This is a genomic window from Tardiphaga sp. GW822-FHT04G09, from assembly GCF_058800725.1.
This window is the reverse complement of record NZ_JBXAMO010000002.1, coordinates 42694-62578: the sequence shown is the minus strand read 5'-3', so window position 1 is coordinate 62578 and position 19885 is coordinate 42694. Positions and strand designations below refer to the sequence as shown.

Sequence of the window (19885 nt, the reverse complement as noted above, 5' to 3'; positions counted from 1 at the left end):
ATCACGGGAGCCGTGAACACGACGGCGGCTGCCTTCGTTACAACGGCAATGTCATTCGCAGGTACGAGTGTATTCGACGTCTAGTAGCTAAGAAGTTCGTTCCATCCCATATCGAGGGGCCGGAATGCCGGATGTCGTTAACAGCACGTTAACGACGGTCGCCGACTTCCCGGGATTACATGGCCGCAAGCGCAATCGACCGTGTTTCCTCTTGCAAAGCTTCGGCCCGGCGCCCGCTCACCAGCGTCGCCCAGCGTCCGGCATGGCGGGCCACCAGCCAGGCTTCGAAATCGAATGCGGCCAATGCGGGCGAATACAGGAAACCCTGAATGACGTCACAGCCCAGCTCGGCCAGAATCCTGCGCTGACCTTCGGTCTCGACGCCTTCGGCCACGACCGTCATATTGAGGCTCTGTCCGACGCGTACGACGGCGGTTGCGATCGCCAGAGCACAGACCTCGGTCTCGATATCGCGCATGAAGCTGCGATCGATCTTCAACTCGCGCACCGGCAAATGCGCCAGCCGGCTCAAGCTCGAATAGCCCGTGCCGAAATCATCCATCGACAATCCGATGCCGGCCGCGCGGATCTGCTTCATGATCTCGATCGCGGTTGTATGTTCGCTCATCACCACGCCCTCGGTGATTTCGAGCATCAGCCTGTTCGGCGCCAGCCCGTTTTCCACGATGATGTCGGAGACCAGCGCCGGCAATTCGGGATTGAGAAAGTTGATCGGTGACAGATTCACCGAGACGCAAGGCACATCGAGGCCTGTCTTTTGCCACGCCGCAATCTGCCTGCACGCCTCGCGCAGCGACCAGATGCCAATCTGCTCGATGAGGCCGCATTCCTCAGCGAGGGGAATGAACTTCGCCGGTGACACGTCGCCCAATACGGGATCATGCCAGCGCGCCAATGCCTCGACGCCGTAGAGATCGCCGCTGCCCGCGCAGATCTGCGGCTGGTAATGCAGCCGCAGGCCGCCTTGTGCAACCGCATGGCGCAAGGCGGTGCTGAGGCGAAGGCGCTCCTCATTCACACAGTCCATGTCGTTGCTGAAAAACCGGTGCGTGGAGCGGCCGGCTTGCTTGGCCTTGTACATTGCCGCATCGGCATATTTCAGCAGGCTATCGAGATCGCGGGCATTGTCCGGAAACATGCTGATGCCGGCGCTAGCGGAAATCGACACCTGATTGCTGCTGAGCTGCAGCGGAACCGACAGTGCCTCGGTGAGGCGGCTCGCGATTCGGGAAGCATCTGCCACGATACAGTTCGGCATCAGGATGATGAATTCATCACCGCCCTGACGACCCAGGATATCGCCGGGCCGGATATGCTGATGAAGCCGCTGTGTGACGGCGACCAGCAATTCGTCGCCGACGGCATGCCCCAGCGTATCGTTGACGTCCTTGAAGTGATCCAGATCGAGAAATATCAGCGCCATCTGCGCATCCGCGGAGCATTCCGCGACGGCCCGCTCCATCAACTGGCGCATGTGAGTCCGGTTCGGCAGACCGGTGAGCGCATCGATATAGGCAAGCCGCGAGATCTCGTTGCGCGCTTCCTCGCGCTCGATGGCGACCGCGGCGAGATGAACACAGGCATCGACGATGCAGCGATGCCAGCGGCTCGGTCTGCGAGATTCCCTGAAATAGAATGCGAACGTGCCGATGACGCGCCCATCCTTGGCCTTGATCGGCACCGACCAGCACGCCTTCAGACCGGCAGCCAGCGGCGCACTGTTATATGGCAGCCATAGAGGATCGTTTTCGATATCGATGGCCAGAACAGGCTGGCCGCGAAAGGCCGAGGTGCCGCAGGACCCGACATCCGGTCCCACGGCAAGGCCGTCCAGCGCCTGGGCATAGCCTGCCGGAAGACCTGGTCCTCCCAAGGGATGCAGCAGTCCCGTGGAATCGACATGCAGCACCGAACAGACGGCATCGGGCGCTATCTGCTCCACCTTCCGACAAAGAGTGTCCATCATATCGAGCAGCGGCTGCTCATCGGCCAGCGCTTCGAGAATGAGATGTTGCAGCGACTGAAGCTGCTTGCCCTCGGTGATATCGGTCATCAACGCGACGAGGTGCTGGAGTTTTCCATCCTCGTCATGAATCCCATTCAGGGCAACCGAGACCCAGACCTCATTGCCGGCCTTGTCGTAAAGGAGAATTTCGTCTTCGGCAGAACCTGCGGTCCTGATCTGCTGATACAGATATGCGAGCGTCGCCTGGCTGGTATATGCGCCGACGAGGAAGTCCTCGGGGATGAGTCCCGTCGCCTCCTCCAGCGAGTAACCGAACATCTCGGCGAAGGCGCCGTTGACATAGCAGATCCGTGCATCGCGACCCGCTATGTAGATAGCGCGGTTTGTCTTGTCGACCACGAGAGACAGTCGGGTTATCTCTTCCCTGCGCTTCACGTCCTCTGTCACGTCGCGGACGAAGCCCATATAGGTGATCTCGCCATTCACCTCGACGCGCGACATCGACACCGATCCCCAGATCTCGCTGCCGTCCTTGCGCTCGATCTTCACCTCGTGGCTGTGACCGACGATGCGGTTGATGCCGGTCGCGCGGTTCGCGGCGATGTATCCGTCATGCTGCGACCTGACGGCCGTCGACACCAGAAAGCCGACATTTCGCCCGAGCACCTCAGCGCGCTCATAGCCCCACAACCGTTCGGCCGCGGCGTTGAAATGGATCACGGTGTTCTTGCTGTCGATCATCACGACAGCATCGATGGCCTGCTCCAGTCCGGCCAGAAGCGTTCTAGCGGCATCACTCTGGTCGACATGCACCAACGTCATAAACACAACTCGCAATTACTTTGCTCGGATCGTCGGACCATCGTTGAAACGATCCGAGCACCGGCTTTCAGCCGATGTGGTGCAATCGTATGTGCGAGACGTCGCCAAACTGTTTGCGACGCGCCGGAAGTTCCAATGCGCAAGAACGTAATTAAGGTTTCAATAAAACGGCACAGCCTGAGAAGGTCGCGCAAACCGCGGCGCAACCTTCGATAGATCGCGCATTGACGCGGCGGTATCCTGACCCCGAAAGACTGCGCGGCAGGACTTAGTGAGCTTCAGCCGCCAGCACCGCCTCGACACGAATTTCTTCCGTGAGCCGTGCCTTGAGGTCGGAAAAAGCCGGGCTGGTCTTGATCGTGTAGTGCCGCGGATGCGGCAGATCGACTGCAATATCGGCCTTGATGCGACCGGGACGCGCCGACATCACCACGACGCGCGAGGCGAGAAAGATCGCCTCCTCGATATCGTGGGTGACGAAGATCACCGTCTTGCGCTCGCGCTCCCAGATGCCGAGCAGCAATTCCTGCATCAAGGCGCGGGTCTGGTTGTCGAGCGCGCCGAACGGCTCGTCCAGCAACAGAATCTTGGGGTCATTGGCGAGGGCCCGGGCGATGGCTGTGCGCTGCTGCATGCCGCCGGAGAGCTGCTTGGGGAAATGATTGGCGAAACTGGTGAGGCCGACTTTCTCCAGCCATTGCCGCGCAATGTCGTTGCGCTCACGTTGCGAGATGCCGCGCTCACGCAGGCCGAAAGAGATATTTTCGGAGACCGTCAGCCAGGGAAACAGCGTGTAGGACTGGAACACCATGCCGCGATCGGCGCCGGGGCCGGTAATCGCCTTGCCGTCGAGCATGATGCGGCCGGTGGTCGGCGTATCCAGGCCGGCGACCATGCGCAGCAGCGTGGACTTGCCACAGCCGGATGGGCCGAGGATGGTGACGAAGTCGTTGTCCGCAACCGAGAGATTGGTCGGCTCCAGCGCGCGCGTCGGCGTGCCGCCGCGTACGGCCGGGAAAATCCGCGAGACGTTGTCGATGACGAGCTTGCTCAAATGATGCTCCACGGAAACAAGCGCCGGTTCGCAGCCTTGAACGCGTAGTCCGAAATCAAACCGATGATGCCGATGACGATGATGCCGAAGATGATCTGGCCGGTGGCCAGAAGCGCCTGGCTGTCGATGATCATGTGGCCGATGCCCGAGGACGAGCCGATCAGTTCGGCGACGATCACATAGGTCCAGGCCCAGCCGAGCACGAGGCGCAGGATTTCCGCAATCTCCGGCGCCGAGGACGGGATCAGCACGCGCTTCAGCACGCCGGCGTCGCGCGCACCGAGCGTGAGCGACGCCTCGACGAGATCGCGGCGGACGCTGCCGACGGACACGGCCACCATGAGGATGAGCTGGAACACCGAGCCGATGAAGATCACCAGCAGCTTCTGCAGCTCACCGATGCCGGCCCACAGGATCAGCAGCGGAATGAAGGCCGAGGCCGGCAGATAGCGGGCAAAGGACACGAAGGGTTCGAGGAACGCTTCGACCGGCTTGTAGGCGCCCATCAAAATGCCGATCGGCACGGCGAACAGGGCGGCGAGCACGAAGCCGCCGAGCACGCGCCAGATCGTCATGCCGATGTCGTGCAGGAAGCCCTGCTTCGCCAGCAGAAACCAGCCGTCCTGCAGCATGGTCCACGGATTGGCGAGGAAGGTCTTGGAGACGAAGCCGCCAAAGGTCGCGTAGGACCATGCCGCCACGAACAGCACGAAAAAGGATATGCCGAGCACGACGCGCGCGGTGGATGAAATCGGAGCGAGCGGTTTCATGTCGGATTGATGCCTGCACGGAAAAGCGGGGCAACGACAACGGTCGCTGCCCCGCGGAAGAGATTACTGAATGAAACGCGGATCGGCGAGCTTCGACAGATCCGGGATTTCCTTGATCACGCCGATTTCGAGCAGCAGCTCTGCAGCTTCCTTCGAAAACGCCTGATGCTCGCCCGCGAAGAACTTCTTGTTCTGCTCTTGATCCTGCCAGCGCAGATACTGCGCGGAGGCACCGAACTTCTCGCCGGACTGCTTCACGTCGGCGCCCATGATCTCATAGGACTTGGCCTGGTCGGCCTTGATCATCGCCACGGCTTCGAAATAGCTCTTGGCCAGCGCCTTTACGGCACCTTCGTTCTCGGCAATGAATTTCGGCGTGCAGCCGAAGGTGTCCATGATCATCGGATAGTCGAGCGTGGTAGCGATGATCTTGCCGGCTTCCGGCTTCTCGCGCACCGCCGACAGATACGGCTCATAGGTCATGGCCGCATCGTTCTGGCCGGCGATGAAGGCCTGCGCTGCCGGACCCGGCTCCATGTTGACCACCGAGACGTCCTTCACGGAGAGCCCGTTCTTCTTCAGGAACCAGGCCAGCGTGAAATAGGGCGCGGTGCCCGGCGCCGATGCGGCAACGGTCTTGCCCTTCAGATCCTTGATCGATGCGATGCCGGCGCGCACGGCCATGCCATCGGCGCCATAGGACTTGTCGAGCTGGAAAAGCTGCGTGGTGGCGACGCCATTGGCATTCCACACCACCCAGGTCTCGACCGTGGTCGCGGCGCACTGCACGTCACCCGACGCAATAGCGAGATGGCGGCTGGCCTGAGGGACCTTCTTGATCGTGACGTCGAGACCGTTCTTGGCGAAGATGCCGGCTTCCTTCGCCAGAGTCAGCGGCGCGAAACCGGTCCAGCCGGAGATGGCGATGGTGACCTTGGTTTGTGCCGCAGCCGGTGTCGCAACGAGAGCCGCGAACATGGCGGCGACGGAAACTCCAATCAACTTCATAACGCACTCTCCTCAGCCAGTTTCAAATGATCCTGCATGGCAACATGGCGGATTGCCAGAGTCAAATTCGCAGCGAACCCGCGACAGTTAGTACGAGACATCATCGTCCCACCCGCCCCGTCGGGGTGAAGCGTGCGGTGAGCTGATACAGATCGTTCGGATAGGTGACACGCACCGATGTGATGATCTTGCTTCTGCGCCAGGTGCGACGCTCGACCACGAGGCAGGCAGCCGGCTTCTTCAGCACCAATGCCTTCAACGCGACATCGTCGGCGAGACAGGCCGTGATCCGATGCTCGGCCTCATTCCACGGCACGTGACCGAGCAGCCAGCTGCCCGGCGGCACGCGGGTAAAGTCGATCTCGGATGCGGGCGGCACCACGTCGAGATTGATCAGGCGCTCCTCCAGCGCAAACGGGCGCCCCTTGGCAACATGACGGCAACTCAGCACCAGCACGTCGCAGCTCTTCTCGATGCCGAGACGATCGAGATCGTCCCTGGTCGCCTTGCGGCGCTTGCGCGACAGCAGCTCATAACCATAGGCCTCGCCGCGCTTGGCGATCTCGGCCTGGATATCCGGAATATGCAGCACCGCGGACTGCACCAGCGGCTTGGCGACAAAACTGCCGACGCGGCGCTTGCGTTCGATGACGCCGGCCGCTGCGAGGCCTGACAGCACCTTGTTCACCGTCATCCGCGAGCAATTATAGCTCTCGACCAGTTCATGTTCGAACGGGATGCGATAGCCGGGCGGCCACCGGCCGGACATGATCTTGTCTTCGAGATCGGCGCGGATGCGCTGATACAGCGCCTGCGGCGCCACCTGCGCTTTGCCATTCCCCGCCTTCGACGCCCGCACAGCTGCCATCAGAGAGTCGCCAGTCGCTGCACGACGCGCCGATAACGCTCGGTAATGGATGCACGCTTGAGATGACGGCCGTTTTCGACGACATGCCGGCCACCGACAAAGACATCTGCTATCGCCGATTTGCCGGCCACGAAGGTCATGGCATCGAGCCAGCGATCACCCGTAACCGCGCAAAGATCGGGATGCGCGCTGTCCAGCACGACGATGTCCGCACGCTTGCCCACCGCAAGCGCACCGATGGCACGGCCCGATGCCTGCGCGCCACCGACCAGCGCATGTTCATAAAGCGCACGACCGGTGGACTCGCCTTCATGGCGCGCCACGGCGTTGCGAACGCGATAGGCCAGACGCTGGCTGTATTCGAGCTGTTTCAACTCGCCCGGCGCCGTGATCTCGATATTGGAATCGCTGCCGACGCCGAACACGCCACCCGCATCGATGAAGCGCGGGCCCTCGAAAATGCCGTCGCCGAGGCTGGCTTCGGTGAGCGGACACAGGCCGATGACGGCACCTGCCTCGGCCACGCCCGCGGTCTCGTCATCCGTCATATGGGTCGCATGGATCAGCACCCAGCGCCTGTCGACCGGCATGTGATCCAGCAACCACGCCACCGGGCGCTGACCGGACCAGGTGATGCAGTCATCGACTTCCCTGGTCTGCTCGGCCACGTGGATATGGACGGGACCATCAGGCACCGCCTTGAGGACATCCTTCAGTGTTTCGGGGGTGATCGCGCGCAGCGAGTGCGGCGCAATGCCGATGGCGGCGCCATCCAGTCCTCGAATGGCGGCGCGCGACTTTTCCAGCAGCGCCAGGAAGCGCGCGGGATCGTTGATGAAACGGCGCTGGCCGTGGATCGACGCTGCGCCACCGAAGCCGCTGAAATTGTAGAACGATGGCAGCAGCGTCAGGCCGATACCGGTCTCGCCGGCCGCTGCCGCGATGCGCGTACCCATCTCCGCGAGATCGGCATAGGGGGTGCCGGTCTCGTCGTGGTGCAGATAGTGAAACTCGGCGACGGAGGTGAAGCCGGCTTCCAGCATCTCCGCATAGGCGAAAGCCGCGATGGCCTCGACATCGTCAGGCGTCAGCGTATCGATGAAGCGATACATCAACTGCCGCCAGGTCCAGAAACTGTCCTGGGTCGCACCGCGAATTTCGGTGAGGCCGGCCATGCCGCGCTGGAAGGCGTGGCTGTGCAGATTGGGCAATCCCGGCAGCGCCACGCCGCTGATGATTTCCGCGTCAAGGCTGCTTGAATTGGCGGCAACGGCCGTGATCACACCATTCTCAACAGAGAGAATGACGTCGCGCGCCCAGCCTGACGGCAAGAGCGCGTGTGCGAAGAACAGCCTTTTTGCAGCACTTTCCGTGCCCATAGCGATTGCCTGTTGCATTCAAAAGACGCTCGACAATAAGCGAGGCCGCTGATTATGTATAGACATAGGACGTCCCGAATTTGCGGCAGCGCGCCAAGTTCCTGGAAGTGACCTTCGCCATGAGTTTCGATACCATCTGGATCAATGCACGCCTCGCGACCATGGCGCCCGGCAAGCCCGGTATCGGGATCGTGGAGAATGGCTGCATCGCAGCAAAGGACGGCCGGATCGCTTTCGTCGGACCCGCTTCGGAATTACCGACAGATATTGAAGCCAGGACGCGCATCGATTGCGAGGGCCGCTGGATCACGCCCGGCCTCGTCGATTGCCACACCCATCTGATCTATGGCGGCAACCGCGCCGCGGAATTCGCGATGCGGCTCGAGGGCGCGAGCTATGAGGATATCTCGCGCGCCGGCGGCGGCATCGCCTCCAGCATGAAGGCCACGCGCGCGGCCAGCGAGCAGCAGCTCGTCGCCAGCGGATTGAAGCGGCTCGACCACCTGCTCGCCGAAGGCGTCACCACCATCGAGATCAAGTCGGGCTACGGTCTCGACAAGGAAACCGAAATCCGCTGCCTCACGGCGGCACGCCAGCTCGGCAGGGAGCGTGACGTCTCCGTCGTAACGTCGTTTCTCGGCGCGCATGCGATGCCGCCGGAAGCGAATGGCGACAAGGACGCCTATATCGACAGTGTCATCGCCGGGATGCTGCCGGCGATCGCCGAGCTCAAACTCGCCGACGCCGTCGACGCGTTCTGCGAAGGCATCGCCTTCTCGCCGGAGCAGACGGCACGGGTGTTCGCCGCCGCCAAGGGCTATGGCCTGCCGGTGAAGCTGCATGCGGACCAGCTCTCCAACCTGCATGGCGCGAAGCTCGCAGCCGAGCATGGCGCGCTCTCCGCCGATCACCTCGAACATACCGACGAAGACGGCGTGATCGCGCTGACCAAGGCCGGCACTGTCGCCGTCGTCCTGCCCGGCGCCTATTACACGCTGCGTGAAACCCAGGCGCCGCCGATCGCCTTGTTCCGCAAGCACGGCACCCATGTGGCGCTCGCCACCGACAGCAATCCCGGCACGTCGCCGCTGACCTCGCTGCTGCTGACCATGAATATGGGCGCAACGCTGTTTCGCATGACGGTCGACGAATGCCTGCTCGGCGTGACGCGCGAAGGCGCACGCGCCCTGGGCAGACTCAAGGATGTCGGCACGCTGGAGCCAGGCAAGGCCTGCGACCTCGCCATCTGGGACATCGAACACCCCGCCGAGCTGGTTTACCGCGTCGGCTTCAATCCGCTTCACGCCCGCGTCTGGCATGGCCGGACCTCCGCGACATCCAAATAAGGATCGAGATCATGGATCGCAGCAAGAACAGCCGCATCGTACGTAGCCCGCGCGGCACCGAGCTTTCGGCCAAGGACTGGCTCACCGAAGCGCCGCTGCGCATGTTGATGAACAACCTTGATCCGGAAGTGGCCGAAAACCCGAACGAGCTGGTGGTCTATGGCGGCATCGGCCGTGCGGCGCGCAACTGGGAGGCGTTCGACCAGATCGCCAGGTCGCTGCGTGAACTCAACAGTGACGAGACGCTGCTGGTGCAATCCGGCAAGCCGGTCGGCGTATTCAAGACGCACGCCGATGCGCCGCGCGTGCTGATCGCCAATTCCAATCTGGTGCCGCGCTGGGCCACCTGGGAGCATTTCAACGAGCTCGATCGCAAGGGCCTGATGATGTACGGCCAGATGACGGCCGGCTCATGGATCTATATCGGCTCGCAGGGCATCGTGCAGGGCACCTATGAGACCTTCGTGGAGGCCGGACGGCAGCACTACAATGGCGACCTTTCCGGCCGCTGGATTCTCACCGCCGGCTTAGGGGGCATGGGCGGCGCGCAGACGCTGGCGGCGACCATGGCCGGCGCATCGTGCCTCGCCGTGGAATGCCAGCCGAGCCGTATCGAGATGCGTTTGAAGAGCCGTTACCTCGATGTGCAGGCGAAAGATCTCGACGACGCATTGGCGATCATCGAGAAGGCCAACAAGGAGAAGAAGCCGATCTCCGTCGGCGTGCTCGGCAATGCCGCCGATATCTTCCCTGAACTGGTGCGGCGCGGCGTCAGGCCGGACATCGTCACCGACCAGACCTCGGCGCATGATCCGGTCAACGGCTATCTGCCGAAGGGCTGGACGCTGTCCGAGTGGGAAGCCAAGCGCGCCAGCGATCCGCAGGCCGTCGAGAAGGCCTCGCGCAAATCCATGAGCGAACATGTCCGCGCGATGCTCGACTTTCACAAGATGGGCGTGCCGACGGTCGACTACGGCAACAACATCCGCCAGATGGCGAAGGAAGAAGGCGTCGACAACGCCTTCGACTTCCCTGGCTTCGTCCCCGCTTACATCCGCCCGCTGTTCTGCCGCGGCATCGGTCCATTCCGCTGGGCGGCCCTGTCCGGCGATCCAGAAGACATCTACAAGACCGACGCCAAGGTGAAAGAGATCCTCGGACACAACAAGGCGCTGGTGAACTGGCTCGACATGGCGCGCGAGCGCATCCAGTTTCAGGGCCTGCCGGCACGCATCTGCTGGGTCGGCCTCGGCGATCGCCATCGCCTCGGCCTGGCCTTCAACGAGATGGTGGCATCGGGTGAACTCAAGGCGCCGATCGTGATCGGCCGCGATCATCTCGACTCCGGCTCGGTGGCAAGCCCGAACCGCGAGACCGAAGCAATGAAGGACGGTTCCGACGCCGTGTCCGACTGGCCGTTGCTCAATGCGCTGCTCAACTGCGCATCTGGTGCAACCTGGGTGTCGCTGCATCATGGCGGCGGCGTCGGCATGGGCTTCTCGCAACATTCCGGCATGGTCATCGTCGCCGACGGCACACCGGAAGCGGCGAAGCGTCTTGAACGTGTCTTGTGGAATGACCCGGCCACCGGCGTGATGCGTCATGCGGATGCGGGCTATGAGGAAGCCATCGCCTGCGCCGAGCAACACGGCCTCAATCTGCCGTCGCTGCACGCCAAGAGCTGAGCGCGGCGCATGCAGATCCTGCGCGCCGCGAACTACAAGGTGATGCCGTGGAAGAACGGGGGCGGATCGACGACGGAGATCGCGATCTTCCCGGCACAGGCCGCATTCGACGATTTCGACTGGCGCGTCAGTATGGCCCTCGTAACGAGCGACGGACCGTTCTCGTCATTTCCCGGGATTGACCGCACACTTCTGGTCATCGATGGCGCCGGCATCGACCTCAGTGTCGACGGTGCGCATCCGTGCGCATTGATCGCAGCACGATCCATTCCTTTCCGGGCGATCAGCAAACGTCAGCGACACTGATCGACGGCTCCATTACAGACTTGAATGTGATGAGCAGGCGCGGGATCGTCTCACAGAGTGTGCGACGTATCAACGTCATGAAGCGTCAGGATTTTATAGTTTCTGCACAAACGATTCTGTTCGTTGAGCACGGCCCTGCGACCGTCCAGTCGGCATCCACCGTCGACAGCCTGTCGGCCCATGATGCACTGCTTGTGGAGCCGGGATCAGCACCTGTCACGATCGATTCTCGTGCGACGGCGCGTATCGTCATCATCGAGTTCGGTAGACAGCCGCTGCCACACCAGCGATTTTGATGGCTCCATAAATTCCCGAAACGCCATCCAAATCAAATATATAACCAAGAGTGATTACGCCTATATGATTGGTGCCGAATCGCTACACCACTCCGTCTGGGTCACGGCTTAACTGCGAGACTGGACATTCAATGCAGAAGCGGCATCTCAATATTCCAATTGAAATTGTTCGTACCGTCGTTGCTATTTCAGAAACAGGTAGTTTGACCAAGGCTGCGGAGCAACTGGGGTTGAGTCAGCCCGCAGTGAGTTCGCAGATCAAGCGCCTCGAACAACTTGTTGGCGGTTCACTGTTCAGCAAGACGCCGAACGGAAGTTGTCCGACCGATCTCGGCAAGCTGGTGCTTGCGCAGGCGCGCAAGATCATCGAGGCCAACGATCAGGTGCTCGCACTCGGCGGAACCGATGGTCATGTCGATCGGCTTCGTTTGGGCCTCACCGTCGCCATGGCACAGCGCTTCATGGCCCAGCAGAGCCTGAGCAATCTCGATGACATACATATCCATGCGGCAATGTCCGCCGAGATTGTGACAGCGTTGATCGAGGGCCATATCGACATCGCGTGTTTTTTCCAGCGGGGAGAAATCAGTACCGATCTGGCTCCGCTTGTTGTTGATGAAGCCGCGGATCAACTGGCATGGGTTCGCGCGAAATCATTCGTGCTCAGCCCCGGTGCGCCTATCCCGGTCATCACATGGACCAATGACGACTGGATGCTTCATGCGCTCACGCGACATGGCCTTTCCTATCGGATTGCCTTTAGCAGCCAGGACTACAGCGCAAAGAAAGCCGCCGTCGAAGCCGGCATCGGACTGACGGCTGTTCCCAGCCGGCTCATTCCGCCGGGACTGATTTGGGCCAAGGACGATTACTTGCCGGAGCTTTCAACCATCAAAGCCCTGCTCTGTATTCGCCCGGGCCTGACGTCGCTGCGTGTCATGGAAATCAAGGATCAGCTCTCGGCGATGTTCCTGCACCCCACGCTGCCCAAGGAAAACGACAAAGTTGCCTGACGAAGCGGCATATTTCAGAGAGCAGGCCGAGCGCTGCGAAAAGCTGGCGCGGGAGATGGACGACCCCGCGACTCGCGAGCGGCTGCTGAACCTGGCCAAGGAATATGCCCGCCGCGCGGAAAGGAAGCCTGCGCAGCCCAGAGCCCGGCAATCGCCGCGGCCGGACCGGCGTTGAGCGAATACGCGCGACGTTGCAGGCACAACTACGTCTCTGACTTGATGCTTGAATCCGGCGCGACGGGCGACGAGGCCCGTGCCAACGCCGATCGGCGATGATGAATGAGATTGTCGAGGCGCTGCGCCGCCGAGACCAGCGTCGCCATTTCCAGGGCGTCTTCCTCGTCGCGCATGGTCTTCACCAGTTGCGCACCGAAGATGTCGTCGACTTCCTGTTCGATGGCACACAGTTCCGCATCATCGGGCGCCGCCCGAATCCGGCGCGGTAATACATGCAGAGCATTGAGCGTCGCCTCCCGGTGATCGGGCGGACGAATGCCCAGGAATTTCCAGGCGGCGGCGAGTATCGAGGCCAGACCGCCAAGGAGCATGGGCGCGAGAAAGATGTCGTTGCCGTATTTATCCATGAAGCTCTGCTCGGTGCCGTTGTAGTAGGCGGCGGCACCGGGATGGATGGGGATATAGGCATCGGGATCGGTGTCAGCGGCAGCGATGCCCGCCAGTTGCGGCTGCCCGGCGATCAGATCGCGGCGCGCGGCGATCACCATCTCGGTCAGACGCGCGATCAGGTTCGAATGGAGCTTCTTGTTCGCCACCAGATAATAGCCGACCCGCAACGTTGTCACGTCATCATCCGGAACCGGCGGTGCGCCGCGGAGTGAGCCCTTCGGGATATCGAAGCTTTCATAGGCACCGTTGGCATCAGCGATGGCGCCCGCGGCGTCGATCGGGATCAGCACCGGCGCACCGGTCTTGAACAGCCCGCGCACGAAACTCAGATACTTCTCCGTCAGCGGGATCACCACCAGCAACGCGCCGACTTCCCTGGCCTCCACTGCATGGCGGGTGTCGCTGACTTCGAGATTCCTGAATGAGACCCTGGCGCTCGTCAGGTCATATTGCTTGGTCAGCGCATCGACGAGCCTGCGATTGGCCTCGCCGCCGACGACACCGACCGTGCGGCCGCGCAGACCCTCGACGCTGGTGATCTTCGAGCCGGGCGGCGCGATCAGCATAACCACCGCCTTGGCCATCACGGCGACAGCGCGCGCCTCCGAGAGATCGCCGACATCGGCCCGGACCACAGCGAGATCGACCTTGCCCGAGGAGAACGCCTTGGCGGTATCGACTGCGCTGCCGAAGGTCTCGAAATTCAGCCGGATCGGCGATTGTTTGTTGGCGAAATGGCTGGCGATGATCGACGCCGTCATGCCGGCCTCGCCGTCGATCGAACCGACCGCCAGCTTGAGCACGGTCGGACGCTGGATGTAGCGCCAGGTGAGAAGGCCACCGCCGAGCACCAGACCGAAAATGCCGGCCAGCAGAAGCACCCTGCCCCAGAACGGGAAAGCAATGGATCGCACGTGCATGTTCGGTCCTGCGCGGCCACAAGAATGGACTGACGACATTACCCGCAATCACCTTGCTCACACGTTCATCGGATGTCCATCTGTACGGACGACAGGCAAACTCCACCGACCGGACCGGCCCCCTGAGCAGCGGTGTGGGAGAGCAAGCGGTAGGAGGCAGCCGCTGTGCCTCGGCGGCCAAGTGCCATCCCCGCAAAGCCGGAACGACCAAAACGGTGCCGGGGCGCCTTTTTATAATGATTCTAATAACATACGCGCGTATGTCTTGACCTTGTCAGGACGCTGCTCGACAAGGTCGGGCATGACCGTCCACCAGACTGCATCTGAAACATCCGCACACGAATTGCGCCTCGGCAATGCGCCGCGTGGATTCATCGGAACCATTGTGGCGTTGCAGCCCGATATTGCAGGCGCCGCCGAGAGCGGCCACGAGCTCGAACGGCATCTGCTGGAAATGGGCTTCACTGAAGGCGCGCGCGTCGAGATCCTGCATCAGGGCGCCATCCAGCGCGATCCGATCGCCGTTCGCGTCAACAATATCACGATCGCCGTCCGCCGGCGCGAAGCCATGGCAGTTATTGTGAAATGACCCATACAGACGTGACCACCGAGCGCTTTCATCTCGCGCTGGTGGGAGCCCCCAATAGCGGCAAGACCTCGCTGTTCAATGCGCTGACCGGCAGCCGCCAGAAGGTGGCCAACTATGCGGGCGTCACCGTCGAGCGCAAGGCCGGCGCCTTCGTGACGCCGGCCGGCCGTCAGGTGACGCTGCTCGACCTGCCCGGCACCTATTCGCTGCGCGGCCGCAGCCCGGACGAAGAGATCACCCGCGATGTCGTGCTCGGCAAGCGCCCCGGCGAAGCCGCGCCCGATCTGGTGCTGTGCATCGCCGACGCGACCAATCTGCGCCTCACGCTGCGGCTGATCCTCGAGCTCAAGCGCACCGGTCGCCCACTGCTGGTGGTGCTCAACATGTTCGACATCGCGCAGCGCCGCGGCGTCAGCATCGATGTCGACGCGATGTCCGCAGCGCTCGGCGTGCCTGTGATCACCTCCATCGCGGTGAAGAAGGCCGGCGTCGAGGAACTGCGTCACCGCACCGATGCGTTTGCCGCCAACATGCCGGCGGTCGCCGCGGGCGATGACTGGATGCCGCTCGGCCTGTCCGAGATGAAGGCGCTGCAGCGCGAGGCCGACCGCATCATCCGCGACACCGTCAAGATGCCGAGCAAGCCGGACACGCTGACGACACGCGTCGATGCCGTGGTGCTGCATCCCGTCGCGGGCCTCGCCATCCTTGCACTCATTCTGTTCGTGATGTTCCAGGCGGTGTTCTCCTGGGCGCAGCCGCTGATGGAGCTGCTGTCCGATTCCTTCGGCGCGCTGGGCACGCTGGTGGCGCAGGTGTTGCCCGAAGGCATCTTTCAGAGCTTCCTGCAGAACGGGTTGATTGCCGGCGTCGGCAGCGTGCTCGTGTTTCTCCCGCAGATCATCATCATCTTCCTGTTCATCCTGCTGCTGGAAGATTTCGGCTATATGGCGCGCGCCGCATTCCTGATGGACCGCGTCATGGGCGGCGCCGGACTGCATGGCCGCGCCTTCATCCCGCTGCTGTCGAGTTTCGCCTGCGCCATCCCCGGCATCATGGCGACGCGCGTGATCGATAATCGCCGCGACCGCCTCACCACCATCCTGATCGCGCCATTGATGACCTGCTCGGCGCGCATCCCGGTCTATACGCTGATCATCTCCGCCTTCATCCCGGCCGAAACGGTGTGGGGCTGGGTCAATCTGCAGGGCCTGGTGATGTTCGGACTCTATGTGGCCGGCATCACCAGCGCGCTTGCGGTGTCTTTCGTCATCAAGTTCTTCATGTGGCGCGACTACCAGCCGGCGCCGTTCATGCTGGAATTGCCGGACTACAAATTGCCGCGCCTCAAGAGCATCGCCATCGGCGTCTATACCCGCGCCAAGATGTTCCTGCAGCGTGCCGGCACGACGATCCTGTCGATGATGATCCTGATCTGGTTCCTCGCCTCGTTCCCGCAGGCTTCGGCCGGCGCCGAAGGTCCGGCGATCAATTACAGCCTTGCGGCCATCATCGGACATGCGCTGGAGCCGTTCTTCGCGCCGCTCGGCTTCAACTGGCAGATCGCGGTGGCGCTGATCCCCGGCATGGCGGCGCGTGAAGTCGCGGTCGGCGCGCTCGGCACCGTCTATGCCATCGAAGGCGGCAAGGAAGCGGCCGACGCCATCGGCCAGGCGCTGGCCAGCAAATGGAGCCTGGCCACCGCATTGTCGTTCCTGGCCTGGTTCATCTTCGCCCCGCAATGCGCCTCGACGCTGGCGGTGATCCGCCGCGAGACCGGCAGCACCAAGTGGATGGTGGTGACGTTCCTCTACATGTTCGCGCTGGCCTATGTGGCCAGCCTGATCACCTACACCGTCGCGAAGGCGGCCGGGCTCGGTTAACCTGGCCGCAGTTGCATTGCCTAGTAGCCCGCAGCGAGGCCATCCTTGCGCGGGTCGGAGCCGGCGACATAGCCGCCATCGATTTTGCGCACGAGCTGTGCACCACCGAAACCGAACGCGGAATCCGGCGGCTCGCGCTCGATGACATGACCGCGGCTGGCGAGATCTGCCGCGACATGGTCCGGCACCGCCGTCTCGATCGCGACTTTCAGCCCGGCCACATAGCGCCAGCGCGGCGCATCTGCCGCCGTCTGCGGATCCTGATTCCAGAGCTGCATGCGCAGCATCATCTGCAGGTGGCCCTGCGCCTGCATCGGGCCGCCCATCAGGCCGAAGGCCATCAGCGGCTCTTTGCCCTTCATGACGAAGCCGGGAATGATGGTCTGGAACGGCCGCTTGCGCGGGCCGACCTGATTGGGATGTCCTTCGGTCAGCACGAAGCCGAAGCCACGATTCTGCAGGCTGATGCCGGTGCCGGGCACGACCACGCCGGAGCCGAAGCCCGAATAGTTCGACTGGATATAGGACACCATCATGCCCGAGGCGTCGCCGGTGGACAGGCACACCGTGCCGCCGGTCTTCGGCGCACCGGCGCCAAAGTCCTGCGCGCGGCTGCGATCGATCAGCCTGGCGCGCGAGGCGAGATAGGCAGGATTGAGCAGATGCGCGACGGTGACGTCGCGCATGTAATAGAGATCGGCCGCATAGGCGTAGACATCGGCGAAGGCGAGTTTTGTCGCTTCGATCTGCAGATGGAACGCGTCGCCGCTGTCCAGCACCAGGCCGTCGGTGCCGTAGGCGCGCATGATGCCGAGCGCCATCAGCGCGGCGATGCCCTGCCCGTTCGGCGGGATTTCATGCAGCGAGGCATCGCCGAAATCCTGATGGATGGTGCCGCACCAGTCATTGCGATGCTCGGCCATATCCGCGGCAGTGAGAACGGCGCCATGTTCGCGCGCGAAGGCTGCGATACGCTCAGCAAGTTCGCCGCGATAGAATGCTTCGCCTTTGGTCTCGGCGATCAGCTTGAGCGAATAGGCATGGCCCGGCGCCTTGAAGAGTTCACCCGCCGCAGGCGCACGGCCGTTCGGCATGAAGGCCTCGGCGAAACCCGGCTGGTTCTTCAATTCATCCGCGCCGCGGCGCCACAGTTCTGCAATCACGGGCGAGACGTGGAAGCCATTCTCCGCATAGGCAATCGCGGGCTCGAACAGGTCTGCAAAGGGAAGCTTGCCGAAACGCTCGGACAGATCGACCCAGGCTGAGACGGCGCCGGGCACCGTGACGCTTTCCCAGCCGCGATGCGGGAATGTCTTGTGCTTGGCAAAGCGCTCCGGCGTCCATCCCGCCGGCGAGCGGCCGGAGGCGTTGAGGCCGTGCAGCTCCTTGCCGTCCCACAGGATGCAATAGGCGTCCGAGCCGATACCGTTGCCGGTGGGCTCGACCACGGTGAGCGTGATCGCTGCCGCCAGCGCCGCATCCAGCGCATTGCCGCCGCGTTCCAGCATCCGCAGCCCGGCCTGTGTCGCCAGCGGCTGCGACGCCGCCACCACATTGCGCGCCATGACCGGCGAACGGCGGGAGGCATAGAGTCCATCGTGTCTGTATTGCATGGTGCGGCTTTCGGATACGCAGTGGATTCAGCAATGACCGTGGTTTTAAGGCTTCGCATCGCGGAGCGATAGGTGGGGCGAGCGATGATGAGCTCCTCCAACGCAAAAGGAGCACAGATGCGTGGCACCTGTGCTCCTGCGAAGAATCAGTATCCCCGGGGGATCAGAAACGTTGAGTGATGCGCGCGCCTACACGCGTTCGATGATGATGGCCGGTGCCATGCCGCCGGCGGCGCACATGGTGACGAGGCCGCGCTTCAGGTTACGACGCTCGAGTTCATCGAGGATCGTCCCGATCAGGATGGCGCCGGTGGCGCCGATCGGATGGCCGAGCGCGATCGAGCCGCCATTGACGTTGACCTTGCTGCGATCGAGATCGAGGTCGCGCATGAACTTCTCGGCGACCACGGCGAAGGCCTCGTTGATCTCCCACAGATCGATGTCTTCCTTCTTGAGACCGGCCTTTTCCAGCACCTTCTTCGCAGCCGGCACCGGCGCATTGAGCATCAGCGTCGGATCGTCGCCGATATTGGCCATGGCCACGATGCGTGCACGCGGCTTCAGGCCATGCTTGTCGGCATAGGACTTCGAGGTCAGCAGCAGGGCTGCGGCACCATCGACCACGCCCGATGAATTGCCGGCGTGATGGAAGTGCTCGATCTTGAGATCCGGATATTTCTGGTTGATCTGCTTGCGATAGGTCATGCCGCTTTCATCCAGCGGATGGTCGGCCATCGCAGCGAAAGCCGGCTTCAGACCGGCGAGGCCTTCGGCAGTGGTTTCCGGACGGGGATATTCGTCCTTGGCGAGCACGATGTTGCCCTCGTCATCCTTGACCGGGACAATACTCTTGTCGAAGCGGCCTTCCTTGATGGCAATGGCGGCGCGGCGCTGGCTTTCCAGCCCGAGCGCATCGAGTGCCTCACGGCTGATGCCTTCCATCGAGGCAATCGCGTCGCCGCAGATGCCCTGATGCGACTGCGGATGCAGCTTGGCGAGACGCTTGTTGCCCGAGCCCATACCCAGCGGCGGCTTGCCGGCGGCCATATCCTCGGCGGCCATCGCACCGGTCAGCGACATCATCTCGGTGCCGCCGGCGATGACGACGTCTTCCATGCCCGACATGATCTGCGCCGCTGCGAAATTCACGGCGGTGATGCCGCCGCCGCAGAAACGGTCCAGCGTGGTGCCGGAGGCCTTGATGTCATAGCCGGCATCGAGCGCGGCCATGCGGCCGAGATCGCCGCCCTGCTTGCCGCGCTGGGTCGAGGTCGACCAGATCACGTCGTCGACGTCGGCAGTGTTGAGCTTGTTGCGCTCGGCAATCGCCCTGAGCACGGTGGCGGCGAGATGCTGCGGATGCTGTTCGGCGAGCTTGCCCTTGCCCACTTTGCCGATGCCACGGGGCGTGCGGACTGCGTCGATGATATAGGCCTCTGCCATGCTCTTCTCCCAAGCGTTTTGAAGTGTTTTTCTGATCGCGAGATTGGCCAAGCCACGGGTGAAGTCAAGGCAGGCGGCAGCATGTGCGCCCCGCGGAAAATGGCAGGTCGCGTTGCGGCTCCCGAAAATGGCACCTGCCACGCAATCAGGAGCTTCGCCGTCTTCAACCTTGAAGCGCAGACACTGCCGCAACAACAGGCAGTCATTCCGCGCCGTGATATGCACATGGTAATATAATGATGAACTCCGTCATTACAGGCGTGCGCGGAACGATGC

Annotated in this window: 17 protein-coding genes; 8 read left to right on the top strand and 9 right to left on the bottom strand. The window is 62.5% G+C overall.

Annotation, left to right across the window (positions count from 1 at the left end; genetic code table 11):
• Positions 1-175 precede the first annotated feature (175 nt).
• The 6 genes from AC1RLZ_RS04040 to AC1RLZ_RS04015 form a co-directional block, all read right to left on the bottom strand.
• Entirely contained in the window at positions 176-2809 is a 2634-nt protein-coding gene (locus AC1RLZ_RS04040; protein ID WP_493187580.1) for an EAL domain-containing protein, read from the bottom strand.
• A 268-nt stretch (positions 2810-3077) separates the two neighbouring features.
• Positions 3078-3863, bottom strand: a complete 786-nt coding sequence (locus AC1RLZ_RS04035) for an ABC transporter ATP-binding protein (protein ID WP_493187579.1) — start codon at positions 3861-3863, stop codon at positions 3078-3080.
• Positions 3860-4633, bottom strand: a complete 774-nt coding sequence (locus AC1RLZ_RS04030) for an ABC transporter permease (protein ID WP_493187578.1) — start codon at positions 4631-4633, stop codon at positions 3860-3862. Before AC1RLZ_RS04030 ends, AC1RLZ_RS04035 begins: the two co-directional genes overlap by 4 nt.
• Positions 4634-4696: 63 nt before the next feature.
• A complete protein-coding gene (locus tag AC1RLZ_RS04025) occupies positions 4697-5641 on the bottom strand; it encodes an ABC transporter substrate-binding protein (protein ID WP_493187577.1) in 945 nt (314 codons plus the stop codon).
• A gap of 100 nt (positions 5642-5741) precedes the next feature.
• Positions 5742-6509 (bottom strand): histidine utilization transcriptional repressor HutC, encoded by a 768-nt coding sequence (hutC, locus tag AC1RLZ_RS04020; protein ID WP_493187576.1) that lies wholly within the window; start codon positions 6507-6509, stop codon positions 5742-5744.
• Positions 6509-7906 carry a formimidoylglutamate deiminase gene (locus AC1RLZ_RS04015; protein ID WP_493187575.1) on the bottom strand — a complete coding sequence of 466 codons (1398 nt, stop codon included), beginning with the start codon at positions 7904-7906 and terminating at the stop codon, positions 6509-6511. Before AC1RLZ_RS04015 ends, hutC begins: the two co-directional genes overlap by 1 nt.
• 101 nt (positions 7907-8007) lie before the next feature.
• Between AC1RLZ_RS04015 and hutI the strand changes: the two genes are divergently transcribed.
• From hutI to AC1RLZ_RS03985, 6 genes are all read left to right on the top strand, one after another.
• Entirely contained in the window at positions 8008-9234 is a 1227-nt protein-coding gene (gene hutI / locus AC1RLZ_RS04010) for an imidazolonepropionase (RefSeq protein WP_493187574.1), read from the top strand.
• Positions 9235-9245: 11 nt separating this feature from the next.
• Entirely contained in the window at positions 9246-10919 is a 1674-nt protein-coding gene (hutU, locus tag AC1RLZ_RS04005) for a urocanate hydratase (protein WP_493187573.1), read from the top strand.
• A 9-nt stretch (positions 10920-10928) separates the two neighbouring features.
• Positions 10929-11225: a HutD/Ves family protein gene (locus AC1RLZ_RS04000; RefSeq protein ID WP_493187572.1), complete on the top strand. Its 297-nt coding sequence runs from the start codon at positions 10929-10931 to the stop codon at positions 11223-11225.
• Positions 11162-11521 carry a HutD family protein gene (locus AC1RLZ_RS03995; protein WP_493187571.1) on the top strand — a complete coding sequence of 120 codons (360 nt, stop codon included), beginning with the start codon at positions 11162-11164 and terminating at the stop codon, positions 11519-11521. Before AC1RLZ_RS04000 ends, AC1RLZ_RS03995 begins: the two co-directional genes overlap by 64 nt.
• Positions 11522-11652: 131 nt before the next feature.
• Positions 11653-12534, top strand: coding sequence for a LysR family transcriptional regulator (locus AC1RLZ_RS03990; protein WP_493187570.1), 882 nt, complete (start codon positions 11653-11655; stop codon positions 12532-12534).
• A complete protein-coding gene (locus AC1RLZ_RS03985) occupies positions 12527-12709 on the top strand; it encodes a hypothetical protein (protein WP_493187569.1) in 183 nt (60 codons plus the stop codon). Before AC1RLZ_RS03990 ends, AC1RLZ_RS03985 begins: the two co-directional genes overlap by 8 nt.
• 28 nt (positions 12710-12737) lie before the next feature.
• Here the strand turns inward: AC1RLZ_RS03985 and AC1RLZ_RS03980 are convergent, their stop codons facing one another.
• Positions 12738-14081, bottom strand: coding sequence for a TAXI family TRAP transporter solute-binding subunit (locus tag AC1RLZ_RS03980; protein ID WP_493187568.1), 1344 nt, complete (start codon positions 14079-14081; stop codon positions 12738-12740).
• Positions 14082-14382: 301 nt separating this feature from the next.
• Between AC1RLZ_RS03980 and AC1RLZ_RS03975 the strand changes: the two genes are divergently transcribed.
• Entirely contained in the window at positions 14383-14670 is a 288-nt protein-coding gene (locus tag AC1RLZ_RS03975; RefSeq protein ID WP_493187567.1) for a FeoA family protein, read from the top strand.
• The gene (feoB, locus tag AC1RLZ_RS03970) at positions 14667-16553 is read left to right on the top strand and encodes a ferrous iron transporter B (RefSeq protein ID WP_493187566.1); all 1887 of its coding nucleotides are present in this window, start codon (positions 14667-14669) and stop codon (positions 16551-16553) included. Before AC1RLZ_RS03975 ends, feoB begins: the two co-directional genes overlap by 4 nt.
• Before the next feature lie 20 nt (positions 16554-16573).
• On the opposite strand, the gene AC1RLZ_RS03965 is transcribed toward feoB, so the two are convergent.
• Positions 16574-18166, bottom strand: a complete 1593-nt coding sequence (locus AC1RLZ_RS03965; protein WP_493187565.1) for a gamma-glutamyltransferase family protein — start codon at positions 18164-18166, stop codon at positions 16574-16576.
• A gap of 189 nt (positions 18167-18355) precedes the next feature.
• A complete protein-coding gene (locus tag AC1RLZ_RS03960) occupies positions 18356-19609 on the bottom strand; it encodes an acetyl-CoA C-acetyltransferase (RefSeq protein ID WP_493187564.1) in 1254 nt (417 codons plus the stop codon).
• Positions 19610-19885: the final 276 nt, after the last annotated feature.

Excerpts from the sequence above, each read along its gene's own strand:
- AC1RLZ_RS04040 (WP_493187580.1), bottom strand. The coding sequence starts at position 2,809 with ATGACGTTGGTGCATGTCGACCAGAGTGATGCCGCTAGAACGCTTCTG.
- AC1RLZ_RS04030 (WP_493187578.1), bottom strand. The coding sequence starts at position 4,633 with ATGAAACCGCTCGCTCCGATTTCATCCACCGCGCGCGTCGTGCTCGGC.
- AC1RLZ_RS04025 (WP_493187577.1), bottom strand. The coding sequence starts at position 5,641 with ATGAAGTTGATTGGAGTTTCCGTCGCCGCCATGTTCGCGGCTCTCGTT.
- hutC (WP_493187576.1), bottom strand. The coding sequence starts at position 6,509 with ATGGCAGCTGTGCGGGCGTCGAAGGCGGGGAATGGCAAAGCGCAGGTG.
- AC1RLZ_RS04015 (WP_493187575.1), bottom strand. The coding sequence starts at position 7,906 with ATGCAACAGGCAATCGCTATGGGCACGGAAAGTGCTGCAAAAAGGCTG.
- hutI (WP_493187574.1), top strand. The coding sequence starts at position 8,008 with ATGAGTTTCGATACCATCTGGATCAATGCACGCCTCGCGACCATGGCG.
- hutU (WP_493187573.1), top strand. The coding sequence starts at position 9,246 with ATGGATCGCAGCAAGAACAGCCGCATCGTACGTAGCCCGCGCGGCACC.
- AC1RLZ_RS04000 (WP_493187572.1), top strand. The coding sequence starts at position 10,929 with ATGCAGATCCTGCGCGCCGCGAACTACAAGGTGATGCCGTGGAAGAAC.
- AC1RLZ_RS03990 (WP_493187570.1), top strand. The coding sequence starts at position 11,653 with ATGCAGAAGCGGCATCTCAATATTCCAATTGAAATTGTTCGTACCGTC.
- AC1RLZ_RS03980 (WP_493187568.1), bottom strand. The coding sequence starts at position 14,081 with ATGCACGTGCGATCCATTGCTTTCCCGTTCTGGGGCAGGGTGCTTCTG.
- AC1RLZ_RS03975 (WP_493187567.1), top strand. The coding sequence starts at position 14,383 with ATGACCGTCCACCAGACTGCATCTGAAACATCCGCACACGAATTGCGC.
- feoB (WP_493187566.1), top strand. The coding sequence starts at position 14,667 with ATGACCCATACAGACGTGACCACCGAGCGCTTTCATCTCGCGCTGGTG.
- AC1RLZ_RS03965 (WP_493187565.1), bottom strand. The coding sequence starts at position 18,166 with ATGCAATACAGACACGATGGACTCTATGCCTCCCGCCGTTCGCCGGTC.
- AC1RLZ_RS03960 (WP_493187564.1), bottom strand. The coding sequence starts at position 19,609 with ATGGCAGAGGCCTATATCATCGACGCAGTCCGCACGCCCCGTGGCATC.